The sequence below is a fragment of the Pelagimonas sp. genome (assembly GCF_050633425.1).
Classification (GTDB): domain Bacteria; phylum Pseudomonadota; class Alphaproteobacteria; order Rhodobacterales; family Rhodobacteraceae; genus Pelagimonas.
Genome location: NZ_JBOEGM010000013.1, coordinates 226,145 through 243,150, shown reverse-complemented (window position 1 = coordinate 243,150; position 17,006 = coordinate 226,145). Strand labels below are relative to the sequence as shown.

Annotated in this window: 20 protein-coding genes and 2 tRNA genes; 14 read left to right on the top strand and 8 right to left on the bottom strand. The window is 56.8% G+C overall.

What is annotated here, in order from left to right:
• The first annotated feature begins 218 nt into the window (after positions 1 to 218).
• The 6 genes from ACRBB0_RS12370 (at position 219) to ACRBB0_RS12345 (ending at position 2,912) form a co-directional block, all read left to right on the top strand.
• On the top strand, positions 219 to 605 hold the full coding sequence (locus ACRBB0_RS12370; RefSeq protein ID WP_431374740.1) for a hypothetical protein: 387 nt from the start codon (positions 219 to 221) through the stop codon (positions 603 to 605).
• 86 nt (positions 606 to 691) lie between these two features.
• Positions 692 to 1,243: a DUF2314 domain-containing protein gene (locus tag ACRBB0_RS12365; RefSeq protein WP_431374739.1), complete on the top strand. Its 552-nt coding sequence runs from the start codon at positions 692 to 694 to the stop codon at positions 1,241 to 1,243.
• A complete protein-coding gene (locus tag ACRBB0_RS12360) occupies positions 1,243 to 1,632 on the top strand; it encodes a VOC family protein (RefSeq protein ID WP_431374738.1) in 390 nt (129 codons plus the stop codon). Before ACRBB0_RS12365 ends, ACRBB0_RS12360 begins: the two co-directional genes overlap by 1 nt.
• A gap of 97 nt (positions 1,633 to 1,729) precedes the next feature.
• Positions 1,730 to 2,557 (top strand): helix-turn-helix transcriptional regulator, encoded by an 828-nt coding sequence (locus ACRBB0_RS12355; protein ID WP_431374737.1) that lies wholly within the window; start codon positions 1,730 to 1,732, stop codon positions 2,555 to 2,557.
• A gap of 183 nt (positions 2,558 to 2,740) precedes the next feature.
• Positions 2,741 to 2,815: transfer RNA gene (locus ACRBB0_RS12350), tRNA-Gly, on the top strand.
• Positions 2,816 to 2,837: 22 nt separating this feature from the next.
• Positions 2,838 to 2,912: transfer RNA gene (locus ACRBB0_RS12345), tRNA-Gly, on the top strand.
• Between the two features lie 162 nt (positions 2,913 to 3,074).
• On the opposite strand, the gene ACRBB0_RS12340 is transcribed toward ACRBB0_RS12345, so the two are convergent.
• Together ACRBB0_RS12340 and ACRBB0_RS12335 are read right to left on the bottom strand one after the other, a co-directional pair.
• Positions 3,075 to 3,503, bottom strand: a complete 429-nt coding sequence (locus tag ACRBB0_RS12340; RefSeq protein ID WP_431374736.1) for a glyoxalase superfamily protein — start codon at positions 3,501 to 3,503, stop codon at positions 3,075 to 3,077.
• Complete coding sequence (locus ACRBB0_RS12335; RefSeq protein WP_431374735.1) at positions 3,500 to 4,891, bottom strand: MATE family efflux transporter; 1,392 nt, start codon at positions 4,889 to 4,891, stop codon at positions 3,500 to 3,502. Before ACRBB0_RS12335 ends, ACRBB0_RS12340 begins: the two co-directional genes overlap by 4 nt.
• A gap of 356 nt (positions 4,892 to 5,247) precedes the next feature.
• Here ACRBB0_RS12335 and hisB point away from each other — a divergent pair, with 356 nt between their 5' ends.
• Positions 5,248 to 5,835: an imidazoleglycerol-phosphate dehydratase HisB gene (hisB, locus tag ACRBB0_RS12330; RefSeq protein ID WP_431374734.1), complete on the top strand. Its 588-nt coding sequence runs from the start codon at positions 5,248 to 5,250 to the stop codon at positions 5,833 to 5,835.
• A 53-nt stretch (positions 5,836 to 5,888) separates the two neighbouring features.
• On the opposite strand, the gene ACRBB0_RS12325 is transcribed toward hisB, so the two are convergent.
• Positions 5,889 to 6,497: a DUF2306 domain-containing protein gene (locus tag ACRBB0_RS12325; protein ID WP_431374733.1), complete on the bottom strand. Its 609-nt coding sequence runs from the start codon at positions 6,495 to 6,497 to the stop codon at positions 5,889 to 5,891.
• A gap of 94 nt (positions 6,498 to 6,591) precedes the next feature.
• Between ACRBB0_RS12325 and ACRBB0_RS12320 the strand changes: the two genes are divergently transcribed.
• Together ACRBB0_RS12320 and hisH are read left to right on the top strand one after the other, a co-directional pair.
• Positions 6,592 to 7,203, top strand: a complete 612-nt coding sequence (locus ACRBB0_RS12320) for a TetR/AcrR family transcriptional regulator (protein WP_431374732.1) — start codon at positions 6,592 to 6,594, stop codon at positions 7,201 to 7,203.
• A 54-nt stretch (positions 7,204 to 7,257) separates the two neighbouring features.
• Positions 7,258 to 7,893 carry an imidazole glycerol phosphate synthase subunit HisH gene (gene hisH / locus ACRBB0_RS12315; protein ID WP_431374731.1) on the top strand — a complete coding sequence of 212 codons (636 nt, stop codon included), beginning with the start codon at positions 7,258 to 7,260 and terminating at the stop codon, positions 7,891 to 7,893.
• Between the two features lie 74 nt (positions 7,894 to 7,967).
• On the opposite strand, the gene ACRBB0_RS12310 is transcribed toward hisH, so the two are convergent.
• Positions 7,968 to 8,351: a DUF2147 domain-containing protein gene (locus ACRBB0_RS12310; RefSeq protein ID WP_431374730.1), complete on the bottom strand. Its 384-nt coding sequence runs from the start codon at positions 8,349 to 8,351 to the stop codon at positions 7,968 to 7,970.
• Positions 8,352 to 8,490: 139 nt separating this feature from the next.
• Here ACRBB0_RS12310 and hisA point away from each other — a divergent pair, with 139 nt between their 5' ends.
• The 5 genes from hisA to ACRBB0_RS12285 all read left to right on the top strand — a co-directional run bounded on the left by hisA (position 8,491) and on the right by ACRBB0_RS12285 (position 11,694).
• Positions 8,491 to 9,213, top strand: coding sequence for a 1-(5-phosphoribosyl)-5-[(5-phosphoribosylamino)methylideneamino]imidazole-4-carboxamide isomerase (hisA, locus tag ACRBB0_RS12305; RefSeq protein WP_431374729.1), 723 nt, complete (start codon positions 8,491 to 8,493; stop codon positions 9,211 to 9,213).
• A gap of 381 nt (positions 9,214 to 9,594) precedes the next feature.
• Positions 9,595 to 10,080 carry a DUF2867 domain-containing protein gene (locus tag ACRBB0_RS12300; RefSeq protein ID WP_431374728.1) on the top strand — a complete coding sequence of 162 codons (486 nt, stop codon included), beginning with the start codon at positions 9,595 to 9,597 and terminating at the stop codon, positions 10,078 to 10,080.
• A gap of 91 nt (positions 10,081 to 10,171) precedes the next feature.
• Complete coding sequence (locus ACRBB0_RS12295) at positions 10,172 to 10,537, top strand: hypothetical protein (protein WP_431374727.1); 366 nt, start codon at positions 10,172 to 10,174, stop codon at positions 10,535 to 10,537.
• 90 nt (positions 10,538 to 10,627) lie between these two features.
• The gene (gene hisF / locus ACRBB0_RS12290) at positions 10,628 to 11,386 is read left to right on the top strand and encodes an imidazole glycerol phosphate synthase subunit HisF (RefSeq protein ID WP_431374726.1); all 759 of its coding nucleotides are present in this window, start codon (positions 10,628 to 10,630) and stop codon (positions 11,384 to 11,386) included.
• Positions 11,386 to 11,694 (top strand): phosphoribosyl-ATP diphosphatase, encoded by a 309-nt coding sequence (locus tag ACRBB0_RS12285; protein WP_431374725.1) that lies wholly within the window; start codon positions 11,386 to 11,388, stop codon positions 11,692 to 11,694. The genes hisF and ACRBB0_RS12285 overlap by 1 nt, the downstream gene beginning before the upstream one ends.
• Positions 11,695 to 11,754: 60 nt before the next feature.
• Here the strand turns inward: ACRBB0_RS12285 and ACRBB0_RS12280 are convergent, their stop codons facing one another.
• From ACRBB0_RS12280 to ACRBB0_RS12265, 4 genes are all read right to left on the bottom strand, one after another.
• Positions 11,755 to 12,222: a CoA-binding protein gene (locus ACRBB0_RS12280; RefSeq protein ID WP_431374724.1), complete on the bottom strand. Its 468-nt coding sequence runs from the start codon at positions 12,220 to 12,222 to the stop codon at positions 11,755 to 11,757.
• A 181-nt stretch (positions 12,223 to 12,403) separates the two neighbouring features.
• Entirely contained in the window at positions 12,404 to 13,474 is a 1,071-nt protein-coding gene (locus tag ACRBB0_RS12275) for a DUF2235 domain-containing protein (protein WP_431374723.1), read from the bottom strand.
• Positions 13,437 to 15,749: a xanthine dehydrogenase family protein molybdopterin-binding subunit gene (locus tag ACRBB0_RS12270; protein ID WP_431374722.1), complete on the bottom strand. Its 2,313-nt coding sequence runs from the start codon at positions 15,747 to 15,749 to the stop codon at positions 13,437 to 13,439. Before ACRBB0_RS12270 ends, ACRBB0_RS12275 begins: the two co-directional genes overlap by 38 nt.
• 74 nt (positions 15,750 to 15,823) lie before the next feature.
• Positions 15,824 to 16,945 carry a type III PLP-dependent enzyme gene (locus tag ACRBB0_RS12265; RefSeq protein WP_431374721.1) on the bottom strand — a complete coding sequence of 374 codons (1,122 nt, stop codon included), beginning with the start codon at positions 16,943 to 16,945 and terminating at the stop codon, positions 15,824 to 15,826.
• Positions 16,946 to 17,006: the final 61 nt, after the last annotated feature.

Sequence of the window (17,006 nt, the reverse complement as noted above, 5' to 3'; positions counted from 1 at the left end):
GCCCATGTTCGGGCCTGTGGTGGGGTCTGTGTTGGGGTCTTTGACAGCCATACGCGGGTTACCTCGTTTGAGAAGGGGCACGGAGGTGCTTAATCTCAACCAGCACGAGTTTAGCGCCCAATATGTATCTGTCCATGGGGGCGGCTCGGAGCCATGGAGCTGCCCCCATCTGAAATATTGAGGTACGGGTCAGTTTTAAACTCAAGGGCAGAGGACAAATGAAAAAACGTTTCGCAGCTGCGATTGTGGCCGGCACACTGGTCGCCATGGCATTGCTTTTTGCCCTCACCAATCCCGTCTCAACCCATTGCCTTGAAAACGATACATCATCCGCAAAAGCCGCCTTGGTGGACGTATTCGCACGCCACGCAGCAAGCCTTTTCCACGTTTCCGCCGCCTCCGCCACGGCATCACTTTGGTCCTCCATCGACGTCACAACGGTAGAGGGGCCTCAAATGTCGTTCGATGCCGACACGACTTTGTATATCAAATACCGCTTTACCGCTTGCGGGGCGGATTTGCGCAGGACAGCGATCTATCACTGCGCAGGTGGTATTTCAGAGGGCTTGCCCGCCTCTGCCGCCTGTTTGTTTGCCGCAGAATGAAACGGCGCTAACCGGCACCATTGACCCGATCATGAGGCCACGCGCCTCGTCCAACGCATTGCACTCTCTTGCGGAACCCCCTAACCTTGCTCCAAGTCCTTATGGGGGAAGGGTTTGCATTGCCAAAAGCATTGAACATCGTTGCAGGGGTGCTGGCTTTGAGCCTGGCCGCAAGTGCTGCGATCGCCGCCCCCAAGCGGGTTGTTTCCTCCAATTGGCAAATCAGTCAGGCTTGGGCCGCCGCGCGTGCCACGCTCCCCAATGCGATTGGCGCAATGGAGAAGCGCAACGGCTGGTTTAGCCCCTCGCTCGCCTTCAAAGTCGCGCTACCGGTTGATAACCCGGATGTGCAGGTCGAAATGGTCTGGGTCGACAAAATCCGTCGCCATGGCGATGTTTTCAAAGCGCGGCTTGCCAGTCATCCCAGCCATATGGCGACAAAGCGCATGGGGCATACCGTCGAATTCTTTCACGATCAGATCGCCGATTGGGCCGTGCAGGCCGTCGATGGGCGCTATTATGGCTATTACACGACGCGTGTTTTGATCAAATCCATGGAGCCAGATCGCGCGGCGAAATACCGGGCAATGTTGGTTGAAAACCCATTGCCGCCCGAATGGCGTTTTAATCCAGACTGATGGCACAACACCTTGCTCTTGTTGCGATTTTGGTGCCGTCCTATGACGAGGGTCTGGCGTTCTTCACCCAATCCTTGGGCTTTGATCTGCTGGAGGACACTGATCTGGGCAACAACAAGCGCTGGGTGCGCGTCGCCCCACCCGGTGCCCAGACACAGTTTCTCCTTGCCCGCGCCGTTGAAGATCAGCGTGCCTTTATCGGTCAACAAGGGGGCGGTCGGGTTTGGTTGTTTTTGCATACCGATGATTTTGACACCGATTACGCCAAGATGACCAAGGCCGGGGTCCATTTCGAAGAATCGCCACGTCGCGAATCCTATGGCACCGTTGCGGTCTTTCGCGATCCATTTGGAAATCGCTGGGACTTACTTCAGCTCAATCAGCCCTGACAACAGCAAATTTATTCCGGTATTCCTGACCCTTGGCACGCCCGACTTCGGGAATACCTGACTGCTCGTGACGTCGCGTCGAATTTATAGTGACGTTATGGAACATTCAAAGCTCACACAGTTTCGTGGCTCCGAGGCCACCCTCCCCGCCCCGCTCTTCAGCTTCTTACAGCAGCTTGGAGACGTGCAAAGCTCGGATCAAGTTTGGGCGAATTTCACACATCTTTGCAAAGCCTTCGGGCTCCCCTCTGTGACCTATATCCAACGCGGCTGTCCATTGGATAACGTTGAGGACACGCCCGACGACACCTGCGGCTGGCATATATTGTCGACCGGTGACGCCGGTCTCGTGGCGCCGCTGCTGTCGCTGCCCTTGCTCAGCCCGCTTTTACAAGGCGCAGGAGCGAGTTTGTCTTTGACGCCCGAATTGTTGCACATGCGTGCGCCACGGGCCTCAGATGCAGAGCATGAGCTCCAATCAGAGATCCTCGCTCAGCTTGGCATGCCAATCGGATTGGCGATCCCGGTTCTGTCGGGTGATGCGCAGGACGCGGCGGTCATGTTGATTGGCTTTCAGCGCTCCGCAGCCGAATGCAATTGCATTTTGGAACGCTTCGGATGCGGTCTGCACCTTGCGGCCATGGCAAGCCATGCCCGCTACAACGCGCTCTATAAGCAGGAATTCATTGCGCGGGTGCAGTTGACGGAAAAACAGGCCGAACTGATCGCGCTTGTGGGCACTGGCTTACTGGATAAACAGATCGCCTATCAGCTTGGCATCTCATTTTCTGCGGTTCGCCAAAGGCTTGCTGCGGTTCAGCACAAAACGGGTGCCCGCAACCGCGCCCACTTGTCGGCGATAGCAATGCGCATTGGGCTCACACCTGATCCCTTGATGACGACCGCTGGGATCGCTGCCGAATAGCCTTTGCGCCGCCCCTTGCGGTGGCAGTGGCCCCAACATCAACGCGCAGAGCACTCGCTGGCATCGGGCCAATTTGAGGTAATTCGGGCTTATTCAGAAATGTCTGAAAAAACTTGCCGCCCCGCGCATTTTTTCCCTTGCGCCCCTCTGCTGCTCGGACTAAACCGCGTCCACCGTTCAGGTGCGGGCGTAGCTCAGGGGTAGAGCATAACCTTGCCAAGGTTAGGGTCGGGCGTTCGAATCGCCTCGCCCGCTCCAGAACGAAACGACAAGATGGTATGCGGGCGTAGCTCAGGGGTAGAGCATAACCTTGCCAAGGTTAGGGTCGGGCGTTCGAATCGCCTCGCCCGCTCCATCTGTCAGTTTCCAAACAAAACGAAACAAAGCCGCGCCTTTTGGGTGCGGCTTGTTTGGTTGTCTGGTTCTGTTGTGCGTCGTTTGCATAGGTGGTGTGACCTATTGGTGTTTTGGCTGGGGCAAGGTCTCCCCTGCCCCTCTTGCAAATAACGCATGCAAATCACTCAAGCTCAAGCGTCACATGTGGCACACCATCCGAAGTCCGCTCCTTTGTGTGCCCATTGGGGCCGATCACCGCCTGTACCCGCTGACGCATCGACGAAAAGCTGTCAAAGCGCACCACATCGACCGGATAATCCAACCCTAGCGCCACATAGGTCCAGCCGTCACCGCGATCCTCTGAGCGCACCACTGTCGCCGCAAAGGGTTGCGACAGATAGTGACCTGTCACGCGCCCGCCCACTGCCAATCCTGTGGCCATCTCTGGCAAACGCGCCTTGCAGGTGTTCCAATCGCGAAACCCATAGCTTTTGGCGATCAGTTCTAGGGCTGCGCCATGAGACAGGGTCACCCCTTCGGCCTTCTTGGCCATCCGCAACGCCTTGGCTTCGGCCTTGGCAGCCGACAATGTTGGCAAAATCCGCGTCATGACTGGCCCTCCACCACAGGATGAAAGACCCCATAGGCAAAGTCACCCTTGCGAGCATTATGTACCAAAACTCCGGCAATCATCAGCGCCAACAGCACTTCCGCCACCGGAGCAGCCAGCCAAATGCCGTATTCTCCGATCACCATCGCCAAAACAAAGGTCAGCGGAATCGCGAATAAGAAAGGTTTCGCCAGCCCCAGCAATGCCGCGCGCCCGGCATCACCAATCGCCTGGAAATACCGCCCAATCATCATTGATGGCCCCGCCAAAACAAACAGCGACACAACGATGGGCATAATCCGCACAACTTCGGATATAACCGCGGGATCATCAATAAAGGCGGCCCCAACCTCCCAGGCAAAAACCGTCAGAATAAACTGTACGACGCCACAATAAACCAACGATGCGATGGTGGCGATCTTGAGACTGCTGTTTGAACGTGGCCAGGCCTTGGCCCCAAAATTATTGCCGGTGATCGTTTGCATCGCATGGGACAAGCCCAACAGCGGCATAAAGCAAAACGTCATCACCCGCGTGAAAATCCCATAGGCCGACACGGTTTCGGCATAGTGCGGCGTGTCCACCAATTGCAGCGCCCCGATCACAACCGCCGACCCAAGCGCAACCCCGATAAAGGTCAGGCTTTGCGGGGCCCCAAGCGCGAGAATACGCCCCCAAGAGCTTGTCATCGGATGGTCAAGCAGGGTGCGCGGCCGCATGCGGGTATCGCCCCGCGTCCGAAAGATCAGGATCACGGTAAACGACACCAATTGCGCAAGTATCGTCCCATAGGCCGACCCGGCAACCCCCATGTCCAGATGGGCAATCAGCAGGTAATTAAAGCCAATATTGGCCAGTGTCACCACCACGCCCAATATGGTCATCAGCGCCACTTTACCCTCATTGCGCAGCGCATCAAAATTGACCGACAGCACAAACATCAAGGGCGAAGCCAGCGCAGTGATACGCAAATAGACGAGCCCCAAATCCGCCAGCTCTGTTTCTCCGGCGGATAGCAACAGCGCAACCCGTTCACCAAACAGAAAAAACAAAGCGATGAGGGTCGCTGCAAGGGCCATGGCCAAACCATGCGCCCCTGCGAAATCAGCCCCGGCCTCATGGTGGTCACCCGCGCCCAAATGCCGGGCAAGACGGCTCGACATGCCGCTCGCGACCAGCGTCGCAAGCGAGACAATCAACATATAGAGCGGGAACATCAACGTGACCGCGGCCAAGGCCTCGGGCCCGACATAAAGGCCCAAAAATAGCGCATCGGCCACGGCCAACGCACCATTCACCGCCATCACAAAGATGATCGGCAGGGCGGTTTTTAGATAAGTCACACCCAATGGCTGGGTGAGATAGGTATTCGTACTGGTGGCAGACATCTATGTCGTCCTCTGTTTAACGCACGCGCCGGAAACCGTTTGGAAGCCGAGTGTTGTGATAGGACCCGCATTGCCATCCGCGTGTAAAAACATGGGAGGATATGTGACAAAATCAAACTGAACTTCACCAAGACATCTGTCTGCGGGTGGCGGGCGTCAGCAGCCCTTGGCGTTTGCTAACCGGATGTGACGCACGCTGTCAACCCAAGTCAATTTCAGTTTAATCCGTTTTCATGGCGCATGCGCCACAGAGTTACGCCGCCCCCCTGCCAACCCTTGGCAGCACGCCACGTGCTTCCTATAACCGCCCCACCAAGGCCCAGCAGATCAAGGCCCACCACACGCAGGAGAGTGCCATGCGCAGCGCGCAAATCAGCCGCAAAACAGCCGAAACCACCATTTCGGTCGAGATCAATCTCGACGGGTCCGGGACTTATGACAACAAAACCGGCGTCGGCTTTTTTGACCATATGCTGGACCAACTGTCGCGCCATTCGCTGATCGACATGACGGTGCGCTGTGACGGTGATTTGCACATTGATGACCACCACACCGTCGAAGACGTGGGCATCGCGCTTGGTCAGGCTTTGGTATCGGCGCTTGGCGACAAACGCGGAATCCGGCGCTATGGCGATTGCCTTTTGGCGATGGATGATGCGTTGGTGCGCACCGCGCTTGACCTGTCCGGCCGCCCCTATTTGGTCTGGAACCTCGACTTGCCAACCCAAAAGATCGGCACCTTTGATTGTGAGTTGGTTCGTGAGTTCTTTCAGGCGTTTAGCACCCATGGCGGCATCACCTTGCACGTCGATGCGCTCCACGGGATCAACAGCCACCACATTGCCGAAGCCGCGTTCAAATCGGTGGCACGGGCCCTGCGCGAAGCCGTCGAATCCGACCCGCGCAAAGCCGACGCGATCCCCTCGACCAAGGGGATGCTCTAAGACAGAGAAGGGGCCAATCGGCCCCCTTCTCACCCCCAGAATCTCACCCTTATTCACGCTGCCATAAGCGCGGGTTTCCGGCTCAAGTACCACTCCGCCACAATCAGGTTGGGCACCCAACAAGCCCAAGCAATCACCGGATAGGCGGCCTCAAACCCCCAAACGCCTACGCCAATTGGCATCTGTAATCGCAGCGTCACGGCGGCCAAAGTTAAGGCGGCGGATCGGATGATCCATCTGCGATGATCCGTGATGCGTTTGTTCATAGCGAACCAAATTGCCAAACCAGTCGACACAAGCCAAAGCGTTGATAGTAAAAAGAAACCCGTTGCTGCAACTGTACCCGTTGCGGCATCAGGCGCAATAATCAGCCCCCCAACACCCGCAATCAAAATCGCCACGCCGTACACACGACCCATCCACCGATGCAGGCTTTGTCGCGACATCCGCAGCCGGTTCGACATCTGAAACGGCAAGATCGCCAAGGCAACCGGCGCAAAGAAGACATGGGCATAAAAAGCCATTTTGGCCCCGTCCATGTGATGCATCATAGCGGGCATCGACAGCTCAACCCCCAGCACCAAAAACCGCCAAGACACAAGCGCGACCAACAAGGACAGGCTCCAAAGCAAAAAGACATTGAGTTTATTAAAGGCAGACATCGCAGGCTCCGTTAAATTTTGACAGTGTAAACTTTCCACTGTCAAAATAGAAAGCAACTTGACGCTGTCAAGGGGGCTGATACGATCATCACAAATGTCTGATCGCACGTCAAAATCCGCCCACCACCACGGCAATCTGCGCGCTGCGCTGATCGAATCGGGCATGGCCATCCTGATCGAAGAGGGATTGAACAAGCTCACATTGCGCCGGTGCGCGGCGCGGGCGGGTGTGTCACACGCGGCCCCGGCCCACCATTTCGATGGCGTTGCGGGCTTGCGGGCCGCGATCTCAGAAGAAGGCTTTCGCATCTTTCGCAACTACATGCTTGATGCCCGCAACAACGTGGGCCCTGATCCGCATGACCGCATCAAAGCGATCTGCCGCGGCTACATTTATTTTGCCACCGACCACCCTGCCCTGTTCGAATTGATCTTTTCGATCAAGATCATATCCGATCTTCAGGATTTTCCCGGCTCCGACAAATTGGCCATTGGTTACGATGTTCTGCACGACACCTGCACCCCTTTTGTCGAAGCTGGCCACGATCCGATTGTTGTCGAAACACAGGTCTGGTCTTTGGTGCATGGCTTTGGAACCCTGATGCTCACCAATCGTTTTGGAGGGCCCAATCCGGACGATCCCTGTGGGCCAGCGTTTGCCCCAGTGATGGCGCTACTTGACCACCTTCCCGTCAAGAGGACTTGACCCCGGCCCGTCTTCGCGGCAATCGAACCCCAACCCTAGACAAGAGGCCCGGACATGCTGACAGCGATCATCGATTATGAAAGCGGCAACCTGCATTCTGCTGAGAAAGCGTTTCAGCGCATGGCCACCGAAATTGGCAACACCGAGGTTGTGATCACAGACGACCCGGACGTGGTCGCCAAGGCTGACCATATTGTGTTGCCCGGCGACGGAGCCTTTCCGTCTTGCGCATCAGCGCTGCGGGCATCGGGCTGTTTTGATGCCATGGTTGAAGCGGTCGAAGTCAAAGGCCGCCCGTTCCTGGGCATTTGCGTCGGAATGCAGCTGATGGCGCGTTTGGGTCACGAATATAAGAGGACCGAAGGGCTGGGCTGGATTGACGGGGAGATTGTCAAAATAGCCCCCAAGGATCGCGCGCTCAAAGTGCCGCATATGGGCTGGAATGATCTGGTGATCGAACGGCCGCACCCGGTTCTTGAAGGCTTAACAACCGGCGACCATGCTTATTTTGTTCATTCCTATCAGATGCATATGGATGATCCCTCGCAACGCGTTGCCCATGTGAATTACGGCGAAGACGTCACGGCCATTGTCGCGCGCGACAACCGGATCGGCTTGCAATTTCACCCTGAAAAAAGCGCCGATGCCGGGCTGCGGATGATCGCAAACTTCCTCAATTGGAAGCCATAATCAAAAAGAAGCCGCCCCGAAGATCGGAGCGGCCGCACTTTGCCACGGGGGCATGGCCCCCAAAATCAGTCAGATTACTTGACGCGGGTCCAGGTTTGGCTCGAACAAATCAACCCACCGGCCACACAACCCTTTAGTTTGATCTTATTGCCGTTCAACTGCATTTTGCCGATATAGATTTTGTCGTTAGACGGACGCCACACTTTGCCCTCATAGGATCCACCGCCGACGGCCTTCATGTTGCGCACCAACTGTTTGCCTTTGTTGGGGGAATCGTATTCGCCTGAGCCGTTAAAAGTCCGCGCAATGGTGCCGCAAATGTTGCTCCCGCAGGGGGCCAGCTTCACATGCGCATAGGCACCATCATCGGGTTGGGTTTTCCAGATGCCTTCGACCGGGTCCGCAAATGCCGCGCCCGCAACCAATGTCAGCGCTGCTGCCAATGCCAATTTCTTCATATCTCGCTCTCCTCCCATTGAGATCACGCCCAGAGTGACGTAAACGTCACCTTTCGATCAAGCCTGACCCAAGGTCGACTTGCATGTTTCGTGGCGTCAGATTAAGGGGCAAACAGGCACAAAGATAGGGACGCAAACCATGATCCTTTACCCGGCGATCGATCTCAAAGACGGCAACGCAGTACGACTGTTGCGCGGTGACATGGACAAGGCGACCGTCTTTAGCGACGATCCTGCCGCCCAAGCGATGGAATTTGTCGCGGCGGGCTGTGAATGGTTGCATCTGGTTGACCTCAACGGGGCCTTTGCGGGCGAGCCGGTGAACGCTGCGGCGGTCGAAGCGATTCTGAGCCAGACCAAAACCCCGGCGCAACTTGGCGGTGGCATCCGCGACATGGCGACAATCGAGATGTGGCTCTCCAAGGGGTTGGCGCGCGTCATCCTTGGCACTGTCGCCGTTGAAAACCCAGATCTGGTGCGCCAAGCCGCCAAGGCTTTCCCCGGTCAGGTTGCCGTGGGTATCGACGCCAAAGACGGCAAAGTCGCCACCAAAGGTTGGGCCGAAGTCACCAATGTCGATGCCACCGATTTGGCAAAATCCTTTGAGGATGCGGGCGTTGCCGCGATCATCTATACCGACATCAACCGCGACGGTGCCATGCAAGGCCCCAATGTCGAAGCCACGGCCGCGCTGGCCAATGCCGTCACCATCCCGGTGATTGCTTCGGGTGGTGTGTCTTCTTTGAAAGACCTCAAAGACCTGAACACCTGCGGCGCGCCCCTCAACGGCGCGATCTCGGGTCGCGCACTCTATGATGGGGCCATCGACCTCAAAGAAGCGCTCGATCTTCTAAAGGCGTGAAGGGCAGCTGGGCAATCCTTGCCACCCTGTGTTTTGCACCGGCGTGGCTTTGGTTGATCGCCCGTGCGTTTGTTAGGTCTGTCATGTTGCTCGACTCAGATTGAATCTTAAACGGTGCTTTGGCAAAGCACTGCAATCTGTTCGGCTGGGATATCAGCAGCCAACTCTTCAACCTAGCGACTTCCTTGAGCTGGGCATTCCTTTATCCTTTGGTCATTCCGTGGCTTGCAATCGGAAGTCTCATCTTCTTGGTCTTTTTGATCCTGCGCTTGGTCAAATTCATCTAACCCGACACCATCTCACGTCATGTGCAGACGGTGACCCTTTGCCGCGCTGCAAAAGGCGCATAGGCAACATAGCTTTTCGATGAAAGGAAAGCTCATGTTCTCCCAAACCTCCGCCTGCCCCCTCCCCGTTTCCAGCGCCTTGCATCAAATGCGTACCCACGGCGACTTTCTCGATTGCTACCGCGTCGCTTCGGACATGGCCCCGCGCGCGGCAGCCGAGATCATCACCGATTTCCCCGGCTGGGCACAGCTTCTGGTCAAACTGCGCGGGATTGTCACCGCCCCCTTTGGCCTTAAACAATCCGGCCCCGAAGACGTCGACAGCGTCGGCTTCTTTCCGGTCATTTCAGACACGCCGACCGAATTGATCGCCGGGTTTGACGACAAACACCTCAACTTTCGCGTCTCAGTGATCCAGTCAGACGGCCATGTTCACCTTGCCACATGGGTCGCCCCTCATAATCTTGGTGGTCGCCTCTACCTTGGCGCGATCCTGCCCTTTCACATCCTAATCGCGCGTAACGCACTGGTGCGGGTACAAAACACCCCATCCTCCGGCCCAACCTTATCCCCAACATGATCACAACTGCTCCCCGTAGCTGCCATTAAACTGCCGCACCTCTGAGAGTATTCAAAAGCAACCGAATAATCGCGTTACGAGGACATTTACGATGTTTGCTTTGGTGATCCTGCTGACCGCTGCCGCCGCGGGCCCAATTGTGGCCACGACCATCTACCATTTCCGCAAGGAAACCGGTGCCGGTGCCATCAGCACAGCAACCCAAATCGGTCTGGTGTTTCAATGCCTGCTTGTCTTGGGCGCGGTCTATTTCGTCAAAACCTCGGGCTGCACCGGCCCCCGTGAGACCGGGATTACATGCTCAGACGCCTCCGACAGCCTCGGCACCATCCTCTTCACCTTGTCTGTGTGGGTCAAAAAAACAGGGCCGATCACCGTACCGCTGATGTTTGTGGTCTACGGCCTGACCTATTTTTACCACGAAGGCACCAAGGATGCGCCAACCAAGACCGGATAAACCACCGATCCCAGTATATGGCGGCGTATATGGCGGTGAAACTGCGATCAAAGGCTTTCCTTGTGGGCGATGTCGGGCCATAAGACCGCCATGTTGAAAACACGTATCATTCCTTGCCTAGACGTCGCGGATGGCCGCGTTGTCAAAGGCGTGAACTTTGTCGATCTGGTGGATGCCGGTGACCCTGTGGATGCCGCCCGCGCCTATGACGCCGCCGGGGCCGATGAAATCTGTTTCCTCGACATTCATGCCACCCATGAAAATCGCGGCACCATGTTTGACGTGGTCACGCGCACCGCTGAACAATGCTTTATCCCGCTGACCGTTGGCGGTGGTGTACGCACCTCTGACGACGTGCGCGCGCTGCTTCTGGCGGGGGCCGACAAAGTCAGCTTCAACTCCGCCGCTGTCGCCAATCCGGATGTGGTCGCCGACGCCGCTGACCGCTTTGGCAGCCAATGCATCGTTGTGGCAATCGACGCCAAAACCGTCGAACCGGGCCGATGGGAGATATTCACCCATGGCGGTCGGAACGCCACTGGCATCGACGCTGTTGAATTTGCAGAAACCGTCGCGGCGCGGGGGTGCGGCGAAATCCTTTTGACGTCGATGGATCGAGACGGCACCAAAGCGGGTTTCAACCTACCTTTGACCCGAGCCATTTCTGATGCGGTTGATGTGCCGGTGATCGCCTCCGGCGGCGTCGGCACACTTGAACATCTGGTCGAGGGCGTCACCAAAGGCGGTGCCAGCGCCGTTCTCGCAGCCTCAATCTTTCACTTTGGCGAATTCACTATCGGCGAGGCCAAGCAATACATGGCCGATGCCGGCATTGACGTGAGGCTCTGATGTCTGTTCTCCACGATCTAGAAACCACCATCGCCGCCCGCAAATCCGCCGATCCAGACAGCTCGTGGACCGCCAAGCTTTTGGCCAAAGGCCCGGAAAAATGCGCTGAGAAATTTGGCGAAGAAGCCATCGAGGCCATTATCGCCGCCGCCAAAAATGATCGCGAAAACCTGACCTATGAAAGCGCCGATGTGCTTTATCATCTGTTGGTCATGTTGGCGGCGCGCGACATTCCCTTGGATGATGTCCTGAACGAACTCGCCCGTCGGCAAGGCACCTCTGGCATCACCGAAAAAGCCAGCCGCTGATCTGCTGCCTGATGGGATGGCGGGCGGGGCGTGTTTGCACCGCAAAAAGCGCCGTCCTCATCACAGTTTTGACGAGATAACTCCAGTGGCAAATCCGCCCATGCGTAGCTCACCAAACAACCGCTGATATTCAATTTTCGGGCAGCGGTTCATCACAACATCCACCCCATGCGCTTCGGCCACCGCAGCCGCATCGGCATTCTCAACCCCGATTTGCATCCAAATCGTGCGCAGGTTGGGAAACACATCCAACGCCTCAGACACAATCGGCGGAACATGTTCTGAGCGCCGAAAGATATCGACCATATCGACGTCTTTGGGGCAATCACGCAGCGATCCAACCACCTCTTGCCCAAACAAACGCTCTCCCGTGTGGCGCGGATTGACCGGAACCACGCGAAATCCTTTCAGTGTCAAATACCGCGCCACAAAATAGCTCGGCCGCACCGGGTTCATTGACACGCCCACCACAGCGATCACACGGGTGCGCGCCAAAACCGATTTCAAAAAATCATCTGAATAGCTCATGTTGTCACCCTAGCCTGAGCTGCAGCCAAAAGAAAAGGCGCCCGGGTCACGACCGGGCGCCAGTTGTGGAACGAGGGACAGTGAAGGCTTCGCAGGGGTTCCGATCCTGCGTCCTGAACAATAAATAGGCATTCATGTCACAGTTTAAACCCCTATCACTCTCTTGTGAAAAAAAATCTTGCTATCCCTGCATTGCGCGAGATCGAACCGGCGTATCCTGTTGTTGCACCGTGTCATGCAGGCTTTCCGACGGGTCTTCGCCAACTCTGCGCCGCCGTCTCAGCAAAAACAGTTTTCCAAACCCCTGCCATGTTCCCACAGAGGGGGCCCCGCGATCACACACAAACCGACCACGCCAATCGGACGGCACATCCAAACCACAGGTTTCAAGCTTTTCTATCATCCAACTCAATGGGATATTGGACAATGGTCGCGATGCTTTGTTGGGCCCGATCATGCCGCCAATGTCCCCATGCGTGCCACGAAACCAAACTTGCTCCACATGCCCAACATAGTCAGGCCGACAGGTCCAAAGCACCGGCGCAAAGGCCATACGGGTCTCATCCAGCGCCAAAGCCTGGAACCCGTGGCGAATCGAATCGCCTAACTCATGATTGTGAAACGCGTGATGCTGGGTTCGAAAACGCCACAGAAAGGGCAACCTTAACCCCAGAGCTTTGACCGTATCCCACACGCCAACCATTTCGATCGGCGCCTCACGATGACAATAGAGCCCGGCAAAAGCATCCGCCGACTCCCCATTGGGCGCATAACGGTACAGCCGATAAATCTGGCGGATGTTGCGTTCGGTCGCATGCTCGGCGCGCAGCAATCCAACCTGATCAATCACCCCAGCCAGCGATCGCACCGCATAGGCCCCACGTGAAAATCCCAACAAGAAAATCCGATCACCGGGCCGATACCGCGATGCCAAATAGCCATATGCCCGACAAATCTGTCTGTTTATGCCACGCCCCAGCACCACCTCATGGGTGTTTTTCCAATCGCGCCATTGAATCCCAGCCTCGTAATACAAGGAGGCCTGACCATGCGCCTTAAGCAAGCGAAACGTCAGCCCGGCATTGGTCTCCTGCCCCGGTTTGAGGGTCGAGGCCGTACCATCAAGAATGATCACATGGTCCCGCGCGCCCCGCTGGGACGTGAGCGCGGAATGATCCGACGCGAATCGCCGCCGGATCCATCCAAAGAACGTGTCAGTCAGTCCGGCTTGTGTTGGCCCCGTGTTCTGCATCCCTCAACATTTCCCACACCCGATGCGGTGTGAACGGCATATCTGCCTGCTTAATCCCTCGCGCCCAAAGCGCGTCTTGAACCGCATTCGCCACAGCGGCCATGGCCCCAACAGTCCCCGCCTCGCCGCAGCCCTTCATCCCCATTGGGTTGGTGGTCGACGGCACCGCTTCGGTTGCAAAGCGGATCATCGGCAGATTATCGGCGCGCGGCATCGCATAGTCCATAAACGTTGCCGTTAGAAGCTGACCGTCCTCATCATAAACAACACGCTCGCTCAACGCCTGTCCAAGGCCCTGCGCCACGCCGCCATGTACTTGGCCCTCAGCCAGCATAGGGTTGATCAGGTTACCAAAATCATCAACGACCGTATATTTTTCCACACAAGTTTCACCAGTTTCCGGGTCAATTTCAACCTCGCAGAAATGGGCCCCATTGGGAAAACTACGCCCAGGAAGCTTCGCGGTGGCTTGCCAGACCAGCAAATCTTGCCGCCCTGCTTCTCGGGCCAATTCAGCAACCTCAAGCATTGTGGGCGACACGTTCGACCCGGCAACCCGGAACCGTTCATCATCAAAGGTCACGTCTTGTGCATCCGCGCCAGCTTGCTCGGCCAGAAACGCGCCAAACCCGGCAACCATCGCCGACACAGCCTCAAGCGTGACATTGGTTTGCACGGTCACTGAACGCGATCCCCCCGTACCACCCCCCTGGGCGATCCGGTCAGAATCGCCCTGAACCACGTCGATATTTTCGGTTGGGATACCGGTTTGATCAGACAAAAACTGTGCAAAAACAGTCTCATGGCCTTGGCCGTTTGATTGGGTTCCAACATAAATGGTTGCGCCACCGTCATCGGTGAATTCAACCTTCACATCCTCATTGGGCGCTCCAAGAATGCTTTCAATGTAATAACAAAGCCCCAAGCCACGCAGTTTCCCCGCGGCCTCAGACGCCTGCCGACGCCCCGCAAACCCAGCAACATCCGCCTCAGTTTCAGCACGGCTCAGCACCAGATTAAAGTCACCAACATCATAGGTTTCACCAGGAATAGTGTCATAGGGGAACTGATCAGGGCGGATGAAATTGCGCCGCCGCAGCTCATGGGGGTCAACGCCCAATTCCCGCGCAGCACGGTCCATGACCCGTTCGATCAAATAGATCGCTTCAGGGCGTCCAGCCCCACGATAGGCATCAACCTGCGTGGTGTTGGTATAGATGCCCTCGCATCGCATATAGGCCGCTGGAATGTCGTAAACCCCTGTCAAAACGCGCGAAAACAGGAACGACTGAATCATCTGCGCAAATTGCGAGTTATAGGCCCCCAAGTTTGAAAACGTATGCAAGCGATAGCCGGTGATCCGGTTGTCCGCATCAAACCCCATCTCGACCATCGTCACCAGATCACGGCCGGCATTGTCTGACAACATCGCTTCGGTCCGGTCTGACATCCACAACACCGGGCGGCCCAATTGTTTGGCCGCAAAGGCCACAACATAATATTCGGGATAGGACATGCCCTTCATCCCAAAGCCACCGCCAACATCGGGGTTGGTGACGCGCACGTCGTCCTTGTCCAGATGCATCACGCGGGCAAGCTCGGCTTTCATGCCCCAAACGCCCTGCCCCCCAAAGGACAGATGCAGCCGACCATCTTGCATTTCGGCAAAACATCCGCGCGGCTCCATGGAATTCACGATGACACGGTTATCGCCAACCTCAAGCCGCACAACACGCGCCGCACTCTCCAACGCCTTGGCCGTCGCCTCTTCATTGCCAAGCCCATAGTCAAAGGCCCGGTTGTCGGGACATTCCGCATGCACCGCTTCGCCCCCCGGCAATGGGTCCACATGAACCGGCAGTTCGTCATAGTCAAAATCAATCAGTTCCGCCGCGTCCTTGGCGATCTCAACACTGTCTGCGATCACAACCGCAATCGCCTCTCCAACAAAACGCACGCGATTTTCGGCCAGTATCGGGCGTTTGGGGCGCGGAGCCTGTGAGCCATCGCGCATAGGTGCCGAGGTATAATCCATCGCGGTGTCAAGCCCAGCCGCGTCCAGATCGGCCACCGTGATCACCTGATGAACCCCCGGCAATGACGCCGCCTCGCTCACATCCAAAGATGTGATTTCAGCATGGGCCACAGGTGAGCGGTAAACAAAGGCGTGCAACGCCCCTTCTGGCGCGATGTCTTCGACATAACGCCCCCGGCCTGTCAAAAGCCGCGTGTCTTCAAACCGCGGCACTGATTGGCTTTTTCCGAATTTGTCCATGGAATCCCCTCGCGCAAAAGCGTGCGAGGGGAACTTTAGTACGATTACCCGCCCTGTCCAGAGCAGCACCGCGACTAGCTGTGCAACGTCACAACTTTATGGGCACCGTAACCGTTAAAACGCGTCGCTTGTGCCAAGGAATAGGCCCCAATTCCGTGGAACAACAGGTAATCCCCCTCTTCGATCCCATCGGGAAGGTTCAACGGGCTTGGGAGCCGATCAATACTGTCACAGGTTGGGCCAAAAACCACCCGGTTGCGATAATGGTCCAAGGGTTGCGCATGGTCATCGGCCATCAGCTCAACCCGCTCTCCGGTCCCAAGGTCACGCCATTCGTTTAGCCCGCCATAAATGCCATCATTCAGGAAAACGGCCTCGTCCGTCACGCATTTGACCCGAAGTGCCAATGTGAAGGCCTCAGAAACCATCCCGCGCCCCGGCTCACAGACCAGATTGGGCCGCGATTCGCCAAAAGACTGTGCAACGGCGGTGTCTATCGCGCCAAAAATCTTTGCAAGGTCCGGCAAAAGCCCGCAGCGATGTGCCGGAAACCCACCCCCGACGTTTAATCGCGCCAGCGTCACCCCGGCTTGTTTCGCCAAATCCGCCGCAGTCTGGATATAAGCCACCCAGGCTTGTGCATCGTGGCACTGGGTTCCGGGATGAAACGTAATCGACGCCACACCGCCGCGCTGCGCTACCTTGCGCAACAACGCCACCGCGGCTTCAGGTTCGGCTCCAAATTTCGAGCCAAAGTCATAGGCCGCCCCCTCGACCGGCAATTTGAACCGCACCGCAATCTCGGCCCCGTCCAAATCGCCCAGCTTGTCCAACTCGCTCATCCGATCCACCGACCAGCTTGTCACACCATAAAGACGCGCCAAAGCGATCTCATCACGCGACCGGATCGGGTTGTGGTAATGCAGCCGCGCATTGGGCAAAACCTGCCGCACCCGCATCATTTCTTCGGGCGAGGCCACGTCAAAAGCCACAATTCCCTGGTCGACCAAAACCGCCAAGACATCCACATGCGGATTGGCCTTGACCGCATAGGTCACTTCGCCGGGAAACCCGGTCAGAAATTCCTGCGCAGTCGCCCGCAACTGGTTGGGGTCAAAGAAAAAGATCGGCTCGTCGGGATGCTCACTCCGCAGCCACACCTGTTTTGAGTCCGCAAGCGGTTCAAAATGTCCCATTTTTCGCGTGTCCTTTGCCTGGTCCCTACAGAATGGGTTGGAAATCCCTCGATTTCACCTG

Coding starts and splice junctions, on each gene's coding strand:
- ACRBB0_RS12370 (WP_431374740.1), top strand. CDS start 219: ATGAAAAAACGTTTCGCAGCTGCGATTGTGGCCGGCACACTGGTCGCC.
- ACRBB0_RS12355 (WP_431374737.1), top strand. CDS start 1,730: ATGGAACATTCAAAGCTCACACAGTTTCGTGGCTCCGAGGCCACCCTC.
- hisH (WP_431374731.1), top strand. CDS start 7,258: ATGCTGACAGCGATCATCGATTATGAAAGCGGCAACCTGCATTCTGCT.
- ACRBB0_RS12325 (WP_431374733.1), bottom strand. CDS start 6,497: ATGTCTGCCTTTAATAAACTCAATGTCTTTTTGCTTTGGAGCCTGTCC.
- ACRBB0_RS12275 (WP_431374723.1), bottom strand. CDS start 13,474: ATGCAGAACACGGGGCCAACACAAGCCGGACTGACTGACACGTTCTTT.
- hisB (WP_431374734.1), top strand. CDS start 5,248: ATGCGCAGCGCGCAAATCAGCCGCAAAACAGCCGAAACCACCATTTCG.
- ACRBB0_RS12340 (WP_431374736.1), bottom strand. CDS start 3,503: ATGACGCGGATTTTGCCAACATTGTCGGCTGCCAAGGCCGAAGCCAAG.
- ACRBB0_RS12360 (WP_431374738.1), top strand. CDS start 1,243: ATGGCACAACACCTTGCTCTTGTTGCGATTTTGGTGCCGTCCTATGAC.
- ACRBB0_RS12300 (WP_431374728.1), top strand. CDS start 9,595: ATGTTCTCCCAAACCTCCGCCTGCCCCCTCCCCGTTTCCAGCGCCTTG.
- ACRBB0_RS12285 (WP_431374725.1), top strand. CDS start 11,386: ATGTCTGTTCTCCACGATCTAGAAACCACCATCGCCGCCCGCAAATCC.
- ACRBB0_RS12310 (WP_431374730.1), bottom strand. CDS start 8,351: ATGAAGAAATTGGCATTGGCAGCAGCGCTGACATTGGTTGCGGGCGCG.
- ACRBB0_RS12320 (WP_431374732.1), top strand. CDS start 6,592: ATGTCTGATCGCACGTCAAAATCCGCCCACCACCACGGCAATCTGCGC.
- hisA (WP_431374729.1), top strand. CDS start 8,491: ATGATCCTTTACCCGGCGATCGATCTCAAAGACGGCAACGCAGTACGA.
- ACRBB0_RS12280 (WP_431374724.1), bottom strand. CDS start 12,222: ATGAGCTATTCAGATGATTTTTTGAAATCGGTTTTGGCGCGCACCCGT.
- ACRBB0_RS12265 (WP_431374721.1), bottom strand. CDS start 16,945: ATGGGACATTTTGAACCGCTTGCGGACTCAAAACAGGTGTGGCTGCGG.
- ACRBB0_RS12335 (WP_431374735.1), bottom strand. CDS start 4,891: ATGTCTGCCACCAGTACGAATACCTATCTCACCCAGCCATTGGGTGTG.
- hisF (WP_431374726.1), top strand. CDS start 10,628: ATGTTGAAAACACGTATCATTCCTTGCCTAGACGTCGCGGATGGCCGC.
- ACRBB0_RS12295 (WP_431374727.1), top strand. CDS start 10,172: ATGTTTGCTTTGGTGATCCTGCTGACCGCTGCCGCCGCGGGCCCAATT.
- ACRBB0_RS12270 (WP_431374722.1), bottom strand. CDS start 15,749: ATGGACAAATTCGGAAAAAGCCAATCAGTGCCGCGGTTTGAAGACACG.